The sequence below is a fragment of the Hyphomicrobium sp. NDB2Meth4 genome (genome assembly GCF_900117445.1).
GTDB lineage: Bacteria > Pseudomonadota > Alphaproteobacteria > Rhizobiales > Hyphomicrobiaceae > Hyphomicrobium_A.
In genome coordinates, this window is sequence record NZ_FPEJ01000006.1 from 162,818 (window position 1) to 174,378 (window position 11,561).

Here is an 11,561-nt window from a genome sequence, read left to right on the forward strand (position 1 = left end):
TGTGCACTCGCGTGGGCCGTCTTTTTCGCGACCAAAAAGAGCTTCTAGCTCAGCAGCACCACACCGCCGGGCAGCCGCCTGATCCTGGTGCTGAAGACGTGCTCCAGCTGCAGCAGAACTTTCTCCATCTGATCGATACGGAAGCGGCCGCTGAGCGTCCTGTGCCCCAGCGTCGAGTTGATCAGGATGATGCGGCCCGGCCGGTAGCGATTGATCTCCTCGACCGCTTCTGCGAGCGGGGTGTTGCGAAACTCGACGATTCCGCGCTGCCACTCAGACTCAAGGGCTGGATCAACGGCCGACACACTCCCTAACCCTCCATCCCCGTAGCTCACTCGCTGTCCAGGCTGGAGGTCGAACACGCTTCCCTCGCATTCCACGCGCAGTTGTCCCTCAAAGCACGTCACGACCACCGGCGCGCCGACAGCGACGTAGCGGATATCAAATCGGCCGGGGCCGCCGACTGTCGTGCCGTTTGCGGCGACTACTGCCAGGGAGCGCGCAGTGCCCGGAGCGGTCACAAACGACGCTTCCCCGGCCACCAACTCGACGCGATCTTCGTTTTCAGATGATGCGCGGACCGAGAGACTTGTTTGAGTATTCAAATGGACGGCGACAGCATCGGCGATGCGTATCGCGCGCTGCTCGCCCGTGCCCGTCCGGAAATCGGCCCGGAGCTCTGATAAGGACGGCCAGAGACCTAAGGGAGGATTGACAACGCCATAGGCTGCGGCAGCAGCAACCACCGCCGCCCCACCGCCCAGCATTCTGCGGCGATTCATCGCCGTGCTGCGCTCAGAAAACTCACGAAGCGGACCGAGGTAATCGACTTCGGCAGAATTTCGCGCGCGGCCCACCGCGGCTATCCTCTTCCATATCCGCTCGGCATCGGTGTACGCCTTAGCGTGAACCTCACTCCGTCCGCACCACCGCTCGATTTGCTCTGGAGTGGCTTCTCCAGTCGCCATCTTTTGCACCAAGCGTATGGCATCGTCCTCTATACGGCCGAGTTTCGATGGCCGACCAAGCTGGCTCATAGCAACTCCGCGCTCCTCTCATTTCTGGCACGATGCGCCAAGGCCGGCTCTGCAGCCGCCGCATTGAGCACGGTCCTGGACGGCTTGAGATACACTCCTAGCAATCCACCAGTTCCTTCCAGCGCGACAGGCAATGCTTGTGCGCCAGCATAAGCTCTCTTTGGACGAGCCGTCGGGAGATACCCATCTCGTCGGCGATAACCTGTCGAGGCACATCGCCAACGTGTGCTGCCAAGAAGATGGCGCGCCTCCGCGGCGGAAGCTCAGCTATGAGGGTTTCGAACGCCTCGAATTCCGCTTGAGCGATAAGCTGTTGCTCCACGGTCGGTCGCTCGTCGGCGACTTCCAATACCCTTTCAAAATCGACATTGCCGCGATGCCGCTCTTCTTGGCGGCGGCGATCATCAGCGGCATTCAAGACGGTGCGGAACAGATAATGTTCGGGTCGCTGGACAACACTGGCTGGGCCGAGCCTCGCCAGTCGCAGCCAAGCGTCGTGCATGGCCTCTCCAGCGAGATCCGCCGAGCCAAGACGATATGTCAGGCGCCTTTTTAGATCGTCATACTTATCGACGAACAGCCGACGAAGGATGCTCAACGCAGCGTCACTCATGGAGAGTGCCTCAAAGCACTCGCACGGGAATTTAGTGACTCACAGCCAGAGCTTACTCCCGGCGCCTTAGGCACAAATAGTAGCCGGACCGGCTGCAGGAAGTCTTGGGGCGGTCCTTCAGCGAACTTAAGCGCACGCAATGTCCGATCAATCTGGTTGTCGGCCGTCGGTCTTCCAGCCGTGCCAACGCGCAACACATCGGTGACCGCACCGCTCGGCTCTATCCAGAATGCAACAACCATCCGGTAAGATCCGGGCCGACCTTCCTGCAATTCGCATAACGCGCTCAGCACAGCTTGTTGAATCAAGGCATAGTAGCGCTGATGCGCTGGCGACTTTTCGGATTTCTCGCGAGACTGAGTAGCCGGCACAAGAATGAACGTGTCCTCGGCTACGAAACGGGAGGATACGCCCGTCCCCTCCAGGAGTCTCCGCAAGGCGTCGGTCGCCGTCAGGCGTCCCTGAACTTCGCTCGAGACAAGTCCGTCTGATAGGTGCCCCTCGTAAAGCGCTTCGCTTCCCGTCACGTCGCCATAGCGGCTCAGCGCTTCGGCGAGAGGCTGCGGCGGGATAGAGAACTCTAATAGTTGATCGTCTCCAGGCGACTGGGCGTGAACAAACGGCGCTGTCAACAGCATGGCCGTAAGGACGAGCCCCGCCCAGCCTAGTCCATCTGCAAACCGCCCGATGATGCTACCCTGACCGAGCAGGCACGGAGTAGTTGATCGCCAAAGTGGTGATGCCCCGACTAGCTTCGGAGGATCGACTTTGAAGAGCGCACCAACTGCTTGGAAAACCGCTGAACTTTGGGTAGCCGCCAGCACCCCTCATCCCCACGCCGACGAATGTGCCGCAAACTATGAGGGGGATATTGCAGAATGACGACAACAGCGCGATTGGGGCCTCTTCACCCCGCGAAGGGAGAGGCGCGCCGCAAGGGGCAGTCAGTCCGCAGACTTGCGCCTGTGGTCCAAGGCAGAGACCAGGATGCTCGATGCGAAACCGGCCATCCACCGCCCCAGCACGAACGAGTCAGCTCACAAGCATATTGCTGTCGGCAGGCGCACGAAATTAGTTCCAAAGTGTGACCCATTATCCACTTCCGGAAAGCGCTGCACCTAGGGAACGCGTGCATTTTTCCCTTGTTTTCCTCTCATATTCTCGCTCGGCTCGGCCGCCAAACTACATCGGGTTCGCGGTCAATCACCTCAAATGATGGCTCCGTGTTGCGCGGCACAGCTGCTGCGCTCGTCTCAATGTTGAGCGTGATGGATCCGCGTAGTGGGCCCTCGCGCGCGGCGTAGCAGCGCCATGCTGCTGCCTCGCTGAGTAGAGTACGAGGGGCTGTTTCATGAGTCGTGTGCGCGTAGTGTCTGAGAAGCGAGCTATTCCCTGCGAGTGTCGCCAACAAGCTGATGTGTCCGTCTCCCGGGCTTTCTCATCAAAGCTCAGACACCAGCAGATTGAAGTTCGTGCTGGTGAATTAGCTGGCCCGCTGAGCTTCTCTCCCGCGCCGACGTCGTTGGCTGCCTCGAGGCGCTACCTCCGCGGCACTATCTGCGCGACCGCACTATTCCTGATCCTGCCCGCCGTGTCGGCGACGATGCTCGTCGCGGCAACCCCCGCGCTTGCGGAGGGCGGCGCTGGTGGGGCGAACGGCGGATGGGACGCTGGCGATGGTGGCGCTGGTGGCAGCTCCGGCTCGGCGGGTAGCTCGGGTGAAACTACTCCGGGCCAAATGGGCGGTGGAGGCGCCGGTGGCGCCGGAGGCTCTGCCGGTGTCGGCAGTGGAGGTGATGGCGGCAATGGAGGAGACGGCGTCGGCGGACGGGCATACGGCGGCGGTGGTGGTGGCGGCGGCGGCGGTAGCGCCGGAGATGTGTACTCGGATTCGACACTCTACACCAACCAGGGTGCATTAACGGGCGGCGCGGGCGGCAGTGGTGGTGCAGGCGGCATAGGCGCACCCGAATATCCTCCCGCGCATGGCGGCGGCGGCGGCGGCGGCGGTGAAGGCGGCATTGGCCTACTCGTGGGCGGTGATGCCATCGACGTCTCGAACACCGGCGAGATCACCGGCGGCAAGGGCGGTGACGGTGGTCGTGGCGGAAGTGGAGAAGCCGGCTGGTATACAGGCGTCGTCAACGGCGATGGTGGCGACGGCGGCGATGGCAATTCGGGTCTCGTGAGCAATACCGCTGGAATTACGCTGACGAACACTGGCACAATTGCCGGCGGCGATGGCGGGCGCGGCGGACAAGGTGGTGCATCCACCGACAGCGCCCCCGGCGCCAATGGCTCGGCCGGTGCCGGCGGCGTTGGCATCAGTGGCTTGGCGGCGGGACTGACGATCATCAATGCCGGCACGATCTCCGGCGGACTAGCCGGCAGCGACCCTGGCAACGGGAGTACGCGGGCGAACGCCATCGTCTTTTCCGGTGACGGCAATACGCTCGAAATTCGAGATGGCTCGGTGATCAGCGGAAATGTCGTGGCGGCCGGCACGGACGACGTCTTCCGGCTTGGCGGCGAAGGCAACGGTTTGAGCTTCGACCTGTCGGCCATCACCGTCCAGTATCAAGGGTTCGAGGCTTTCGCGAAGTCAGGAGGCAGCGCCTGGACTCTGACGGGGTCGGCGGAGACCAGCAATTGGACCGTGACGGAGACTGGTACGCTCATCAATAACGGGACGATCGGCAACGTCGACAACTCCGCAACCTCGGTCTTCATCAACGACAATGGCGCCAAAGCCGGCGCAGTCGATAACGCTGGCACGGGCTCCAACGCGGGCGAGATCGCGTCGCTCAACAACACCGGCGGCAGCTTCAACAACTCTGGAACCGTCACCAATGCCTCCACCGTGAGCGGCGGCACCGTCACCAACACCGGTGAGTTCCAGAGCACGGTCGCCAACAGCGGCGGAACGTTCAACAACGACGCCGATGGCACCACGGGCGCCTTCACCAACTCTGCGGAGACCAACAACAACGGCGGAACGATTGCCTCGCTCGACAACAGTGGCGACGGCGTTTTCACGCAGACGTCCGGCACGGTGAGCAACGGCGTGAGCAATGATGGGACGGTCAACGCAAGCGGCGGCGCCATCAATGGCGACATCGACAACAACGGGTCCGGCCTGTTCAACGTAGGCGGCAATCTGGCCAGCAACGGTGTGTTCACCAATGCCGCCGAGGCCGAGCTCAACGTGACGGGCGGCGACTACACCGGCCTGTTGAAGCTCGACAACTCCGGCACGGTCGATATCGGCGACGGGTTCACCCTGTCCGCCGGCACGATCAACAACAACGCCGGCCAGATCAACATCGGCATTAACTCGACGCTCGAGGGCACGGGCAACACGCTCAACAACGCAACGACGATCAATGTCGCCACCGACGGCAACATCGCGGACGCTGGCGCCGTCAACAACCTTGCCACAGGCATCATCAACTTCAACGGTCCCGGCGGCACCGCCACGGTAACGAGCGACATCAACGAGGTCACCAACCTCGGGCAGTTCAACGTCTTCAGCGGTAACGTCTTCGTGGAGGGTAGCGCGCCCGGGACCGCGACGTTCACCAACGGCGCCACCGGCTCCATCGACATGGTCAGCGGCAGCCCGAATCAGACCTTTACTGTCGACGGCATCTATAAGGGCGTCGCCGGCAGCACGATTTCAGTCGACTTCAACGCGAAGGACTCGACCGCCGACCAGCTCCGCACCGTCGATGCCACGGGCGTCACGGTCGTCAACTTCAACCGGGTGGCCAGCGGTGTTACTGCCGGCACGCTAATCGTCAGCCAGAGCAGCGATATCAACACCACCGAAACCTTTGCCGCAGGCACCGGCCTGGACGCTACGGGCTTCTTCACCTACGAGTTCGTCAAAGAGGGCCAGGACTGGGTCGTCCGCTCGGGCGTCGACCAGCGTGGCGCCGCCTCGATCGTTACCAACGTCTCAGGCGCGCTTTCGACGATGGCCAGCGGCTTCTTCGAGCCCGCATCCAACTTCGTCACCTACAAAAGTGGCGATGCGAACCGGATCTCGTGCAGCGTGTGGACCCGGGCCGATGCCGGCCGCTATGACGTCGGCTCAGAGTCTGCAATCAATTTTGCTGGCGGCGGCTCCCTCGGCAACATCGAGACTGAGCAGAGGCTCACCTACCAGGGCGGCCAGGTGGGAGCCGACTGCGGCACCCTGAACGTAGCTGGGTCCGGTTGGAACGCCCATGTCGGCGCGACCGGCGGCATGATCGAAGGCGACCTGGACCAACTCGGCAGCGTCGGGAGCACCGACATCGAGATGCCGTTTGCCGGCGCCTATGCTTTCCTGACCAACGGCACCTTCGTCTTCGACGCCTCCTATCGACACGATTTCAACTCTTTTACGTTCACCAACATGCTAGCGGGTCTCGATCGGACCGAGGTCGATGGCACGGGTGATAACGTCTCCGCGTCTGCCCTCTTCCGAGCTGACCTCGGTGGCGGCGTGTACGTGTCGCCCTCGGCGTCGATCTCATACACGCGCTACGACAGCGAGGCGTACCGATTCGACTCCGGCGGCATCCTCGGCACCGTCGAGTCCGGCTCCGACGAGTCGCTGCTCGGCAAGCTCGGCGTCCAAATCGCTTTCGTGCAGAGGATCTCCGTGTCGGAGTTCCTAACGCCCTACGCCAGCGCCAGCGCGTGGCGGAATTTCCTGAACGAGACGGACTTGGCGCTCATGGTCGACAGCACGGGTGGCGGAGCGACAACGATCACCTCCGACACCCGAGGTCCCGCATCCTTTGGCCAGTACACGGGAGGCGTCTCCTACTCGAACCTTGCACTGGGCATCGCCGGCTACCTGCAGGGCACCTGGCGCGAGGGCGGCGAAATCTCGGGCGGTTCCATCACCGGTGGCGGGCGCGTGGACTTCTAAGAGCGCGCAGCCAGATGATCCTTCCCCATTGAATTGGTCCGACTCGAAGTATGGATTTTTCCCTCGAAAAGGACGGATATGGCGAAGAGCAATTACAAGCCGGAGGATCCGAACTCGTCGGTAGATCGACGCCAACAGCGCTTTGAATTCAATGATGGGGGCGGCCATCTCCTCTGCGATTATTCCGGTGCGGCGCCCCTCGTAAATCATCAATCTTGGCAACGTGCTCTGCTAGCGCGAAGTCCGGGTGTTCAGTGAGCAGGCCCGCGCAGCGGTCTCCTCCCCGCTCTGCGGAACCTGCTTGTCTCGCTGTCTCATCGTGTCCCTCCGTGGGGTTACGATGAGCCGGAACCTCTCTCTTACGCAATCGGCTCAATCTGTCCGGTAGGCTCTGGCGGGGAATAGGCCTTCCGACCTAGTGCAGCCGCACCGGGAACTGCCAGACATTGTTACCGTCGTCGCTCTCATAAAAGCCCGCTTGCCGCAAACGCTCAGACAGCAGCGAGTAACAGACATCTTCCCGATCCATGAGTTCGAGGACAACTTCGCCTGCGAGCCTCGCCTCCCGTCGCTTGGAAAAGGTAGCAATGACAAGCCCCGTGGCGCGATGCACCAAGTAGGTCTCGTTTCTTCCCTCTTCTCGCAGACCAAACAAGCCGACGCCGCGAAGCACTTCCCCTTCAATGCGCGCGAACTCGCCGTTGCCCACGAGGACGTCGACAGCTGCGCGACACCACTGATGCATTTTCATCTTTCACATCCTGTTGATAGTAGCCAAACCTGTTTCACCCATGACGATTTCAGCGAGGTGTGACGATGTCACGGGCGCAGTCGATATAGATGCTCGTGTCACGTCTCAGCATTGTCGTAGCGCCAGATCAGCGGAGACGTTCAATGCCGACATAGTCGCCAACGCTCAAGCGACCGCACTCGTGACTTAAAGGTCTTATGAGCTCGATCCCGATCAGCTTGGCACGTGACGGCAAGGTTGCGCCGCAGATCCCATGTGCGGCAGTGTTCGGTTCACCGATTGCATTCCCCTTGGTGCGAGCGCGACCGACCCAGCTTGCGCCGGGCCGGGATGCGCTTGAGATCAGATGAACCGGCGAGACTGCGTCGCCATGAGTTCCTTGGCCACTTTGCCGATAACATTCCGAGTGACGTTCTCTGAGTAGGTTGGCCCACACGGCTCAATCCCTAGCGGGATAGCGACACCACCGGGTCCACGCACGCCATGCCAAACCGCGGTTGTATCTCCGAATGAATTGACTGCCGCCATTCCGGCTTCGAGCCACCGAGCGATGACACTATCGAACTCATCGGCCTTATCGTCGGGGTCCATCTCGGCGAAATCGTATCCGAGAGTTTCGTTAGCGAGACGCCCAGCAACCTTCGCAAGCTCCATAGTATCGAAGATGCCGAACAGGACGCCGCTCGGAATGTGAACCACATGAGCGAGGCTGCGCGCACCTTGCGTCGCAGGATTGCGGATTTCGCGTTCGCAAATGCCAAACTCAGCTAACGAAAACCCAGAAACTGCCGTAGTGCCCTCGCCTTCCGGCACAACCAAGGTCGCTCCGGCCCAATCCATCTGATCCGCTTTCATTAGGTGTCTCCATGTCAGGTTTTACGCCCATGAACGCCACGCAACAGATCTCCGGCAAGGTGAGGCTATTTAACTGCCCCGCTCCAGTGTGCTCTCAATCATGCAGACGATGCGATTTGATACAGATCCGGCCATGCGGCAGCGGCAGACGCTTGCGGTGCCGCGAGCTCGGCGCACGACGGAAGCCGCTAGACCCGGCGACTTTGAATGTCGCCCGTAACCAGGATAGCGGCTCGGTTGGATAATAGTATCCCTCGATTAGCATCGTGAGTTCCTCAGATGTGCCCGCGGGCGATGTCGTAAAAATGCAGGAACACGGCGACGCGGATCGCGCTCGACAGCGACTGCCCCTCATCGGCCGTCGTCGCAATTTCGAGAAGGACCCGGTTCATAGTGCGTCGCCGCCGCCGGGCCATTTCCTTGAGTCCATCCCAGAAGACGTCTTCGATGATGACGGACGTTCGACGTTTGCCGATGATCACACTGCGCTTAGTCGGGCGCTTGCCGTCGGACGGGACACCTTCACGCCAAGATCGTTGCTGGAGCATCGCTAAGTTCCACTGCTCGTATTTCTGCGTAAGGTCCGGGGTGTGCTAACTGATTTGCATCCCGAGCCGCCAGTCTTTGAAACGAAGCGAAATGCAAATTTCGGTTCTCTGAATATCCTCGAAATAAGGGGGGCGGCGCGCCGCGGGGTCGGGCGGGGTGCCGAAAGAACCTTCGGCCCGCCCCTCCTGCCTTGACGCTCGGCCGCGCATAGGCGCGGCCCGACCCTTGGGCCTGGCCTTCAGACGTGCAGGCGATTGTGACTTGCCTGACGCCCCTGCCTTAGCCTTGCGCTTGGATCGAGCGCCGGACTTACCCCGCTGCTCTACGCATTGCGATGGCGCGGCGCCCGCAGGCGCCGCCGCAACCACATACTGAGCCGATGGCACTGCTTTTGTCAGACGTATACGTTGCACAATATCTCTGACAGGTTCAGTGCCACGCTCAGCGTCGCGGGCCTTGTGCCGATACCAAGTGCGTCGGCTTTTACCCTTGGCCTTCCATGGTTCCAGTTTCTCGATTGAAGGAGGCTTCGGAGGTTGCGCTGCTTTCTCGGCGGCACGCTTCGCCGCCTGATAAGCGGTGTTGTTTCGCCGGTTCTCGACGTTCATCGCGCGCTTGGTCGCGCCAACCCAGCGGAAGGTGCGCATGCCAAGCCGTTGCCGTTCGTCTTTCGTGAGCCCCAGTAGTTCGCCGAACTGCGTCGCCGTCCATCGCCGCGGATTGAACGCTGCGTCGGTGATGACTTCCTCAAGCTCATCGGCATCGACCGCGGGGCAGTAGCGCCGTATCCACTCGATGGCCTGATCGGCGTCCGTTACGCTCGCAATGGCGACGGCAAAAGCGGTTTGCGCCTCGCGGCTCAACGGGCCGCGATGCAGCCGGTCAAACGCAAGGATCTCGACCTCATGCGCCCGCCGGGCGCGGAAGCTGAAGCTGCGCTTCGATGCGCGCCATGTTCGACCGCGGCCTTTGTAGCCGAGAACAACGCCCGCGATCATTTGAACTGTATCAGCCCAGTCGGGGATGATGCGCGCGAGGCGCGGATCGCTGGCGCGCATAGCGGCAGCGTTGAACGTCCCGGGGGATGGCATGGCGGTCATGGCAGCACCCCCGCCAGCGCTGCGATTGCCCGACGCCGGTTCGGATACCGCCCGACCATCCGCAGCCCTTCAGGACGCGCGACGAACAACTGCACCCCATTGCGGGCGGAAATGATCCGTGCCGCAAGTCGATCGCCCTCAAATAAATGGAGCACCGGCTCTTGTGCCAATCCCGCGACACAATTATTTTCTGAGCACTTCCTTTTCGATGACATCCGCTTCGCACTGACGGGCTTGTCCCCCGGCGGTGCACTCGGCGTCCGCGGCTTCGCCTGCGCCGCCCGCTGCCGAATAACCTCGGCCTGCGCCTCGGGCGTCTTAGCCTTTGCAGCTTCGAGAAGGGCATCGCGGTTGTCGGCAAGGCCGTGCTTGTGCGCGGCCTCCTTCGCTTCCGGCGACAGGTTGCCGACCTTCATCGCGCGGCGAACCTCATCGCGAGGCATGTTGAGTTCGCGGGCTGTCTGACTGATGCCGCGACTACGATGCTGTGGGCCGGCCTTCCTCCCATCGGACAAGACTGCCTGCGCATCTTGGCGCAGTCTGTCCCTTCTTCCGTTCAGCCACCAACGCCACCCACCGCACGACAAGCTCGTCGCGTTCGAGCGCCGAGATCTCCCGCCGATGCAGGTTCTCCGCGATCTCCGCGAGCTTGCCGACTGCTACCGCGTCCGCGCCCCCGTTAAGCTCGGGCAGTTCGATGGCGTTGATTGCATCCCAACCGAGTTCAATCGCGGCTTGGAGCCGGTTGCGGCCGGCGACGATCTGCGCGCCGCACCCGGCGTAGCGCTGAACAAGAATAGGATTGAGCAGGCCGATTTCGGCCATGCTCGCCTTTAGCGCCGCAACCGTCGCAGGATCGGGTTGCCGGTCGTCAGGAACGCCGATGGTGGTTGGCGCGAGAAGGTTTATCTTGCTCATTTGTCGCCCCCCCTCGCAGCCATCCGGGCGCGCGCATCTTTTCGTGTCATGATCTCATGCGGCCCGAAGGCCGTCCCCCGTTGTCGAGCATTCCCGAATTCGTCCGTTGAACCACGCCTCAAGATCTTGACGCCGATAACGGACGCGAGGACGAACACCAGTCCCAACCCGAAGAAACTTGGGACCGCCTCCCGAACGACGAAGTCGCATCAGCAATGCCTCGCTCACGCCGACCAGCACCGCTGCCTCGCGCGTATTCAACAGATCGTTCACATTCAGCATTTGACCCCCATAAAATGGAAAAGCCGCCCTGTTGAAAGGCGGCGGAATAACGCAAAACGTTCCGTGTTTATCGATATGTATTGCGCAAACGAAAAGTCCATACCGCATTTCTCAAGACGGTATCAGGGTATGGGAATTATTTTCAAAGTGGGGCGAAATCATCCAACAAGGCGGTGACAATGGCGCCTTGCTTCGGCGGGGGACGTCCCCACGATCATCTCGTTACATCACTTCGACCAGCATCTCGCACGCGCGGCAAACGCGTTCGAGCATCCACGCCCACTTGATCCATTGAACCAAGCGGTGGAAGTGACGGACGAGAGCCGGTTTATGAGAACGAGTTCTCATGTCCAACCCTCCGTACATCCTCAGCCGAGGTAGACCCTCGGCGGCCCGCTCGTCGCGGGTTGTGAACCGGCATGCAATTTTGACCCCTTGCTGGGGGTAATCGGCGCGCAATTTTGACCCTACCCCCTGTGCTGAGAACATTGCCCTTGGTGCGTGCGTCGGCACGAGGGCGAGCGGGGGATGATCA

The 11,561-nt window shown here is 61.5% G+C and carries 10 protein-coding genes; 1 reads left to right on the top strand and 9 read right to left on the bottom strand.

Annotated elements, in window-relative coordinates; all coding sequences use genetic code 11:
* Positions 1-44: 44 nt before the first annotated feature.
* Positions 45-1,037, bottom strand: coding sequence for a FecR family protein (locus tag NDB2M4_RS12385; RefSeq protein ID WP_072375468.1), 993 nt, complete (start codon positions 1,035-1,037; stop codon positions 45-47).
* A 97-nt stretch (positions 1,038-1,134) separates the two neighbouring features.
* Positions 1,135-1,650 (bottom strand): RNA polymerase sigma factor, encoded by a 516-nt coding sequence (locus NDB2M4_RS12390; protein WP_072375471.1) that lies wholly within the window; start codon positions 1,648-1,650, stop codon positions 1,135-1,137.
* A 1,522-nt stretch (positions 1,651-3,172) separates the two neighbouring features.
* On the opposite strand from NDB2M4_RS12390, the gene NDB2M4_RS12400 reads away from it, so the two are divergent.
* Positions 3,173-6,571: an autotransporter outer membrane beta-barrel domain-containing protein gene (locus tag NDB2M4_RS12400; protein WP_072375476.1), complete on the top strand. Its 3,399-nt coding sequence runs from the start codon at positions 3,173-3,175 to the stop codon at positions 6,569-6,571.
* A gap of 415 nt (positions 6,572-6,986) precedes the next feature.
* Here the strand turns inward: NDB2M4_RS12400 and NDB2M4_RS12405 are convergent, their stop codons facing one another.
* The 7 genes from NDB2M4_RS12405 to NDB2M4_RS20585 form a co-directional block, all read right to left on the bottom strand.
* Positions 6,987-7,322, bottom strand: a complete 336-nt coding sequence (locus tag NDB2M4_RS12405; protein ID WP_072375479.1) for a hypothetical protein — start codon at positions 7,320-7,322, stop codon at positions 6,987-6,989.
* Positions 7,323-7,664: 342 nt separating this feature from the next.
* The gene (locus NDB2M4_RS12410) at positions 7,665-8,177 is read right to left on the bottom strand and encodes a hypothetical protein (protein WP_072375482.1); all 513 of its coding nucleotides are present in this window, start codon (positions 8,175-8,177) and stop codon (positions 7,665-7,667) included.
* 275 nt (positions 8,178-8,452) lie between these two features.
* The gene (locus tag NDB2M4_RS12415) at positions 8,453-8,725 is read right to left on the bottom strand and encodes a ribbon-helix-helix domain-containing protein (RefSeq protein ID WP_072375485.1); all 273 of its coding nucleotides are present in this window, start codon (positions 8,723-8,725) and stop codon (positions 8,453-8,455) included.
* A gap of 45 nt (positions 8,726-8,770) precedes the next feature.
* Positions 8,771-9,784, bottom strand: a complete 1,014-nt coding sequence (locus NDB2M4_RS12420) for a hypothetical protein (protein ID WP_171988091.1) — start codon at positions 9,782-9,784, stop codon at positions 8,771-8,773.
* 38 nt (positions 9,785-9,822) lie between these two features.
* Positions 9,823-10,269: a hypothetical protein gene (locus NDB2M4_RS12425; RefSeq protein WP_072375491.1), complete on the bottom strand. Its 447-nt coding sequence runs from the start codon at positions 10,267-10,269 to the stop codon at positions 9,823-9,825.
* A gap of 34 nt (positions 10,270-10,303) precedes the next feature.
* Positions 10,304-10,744, bottom strand: coding sequence for a ParB/RepB/Spo0J family partition protein (locus NDB2M4_RS12430; protein ID WP_072375493.1), 441 nt, complete (start codon positions 10,742-10,744; stop codon positions 10,304-10,306).
* A 504-nt stretch (positions 10,745-11,248) separates the two neighbouring features.
* Positions 11,249-11,374 carry a hypothetical protein gene (locus NDB2M4_RS20585; RefSeq protein ID WP_280173533.1) on the bottom strand — a complete coding sequence of 42 codons (126 nt, stop codon included), beginning with the start codon at positions 11,372-11,374 and terminating at the stop codon, positions 11,249-11,251.
* Between the last annotated feature and the right edge of the window lie 187 nt (positions 11,375-11,561).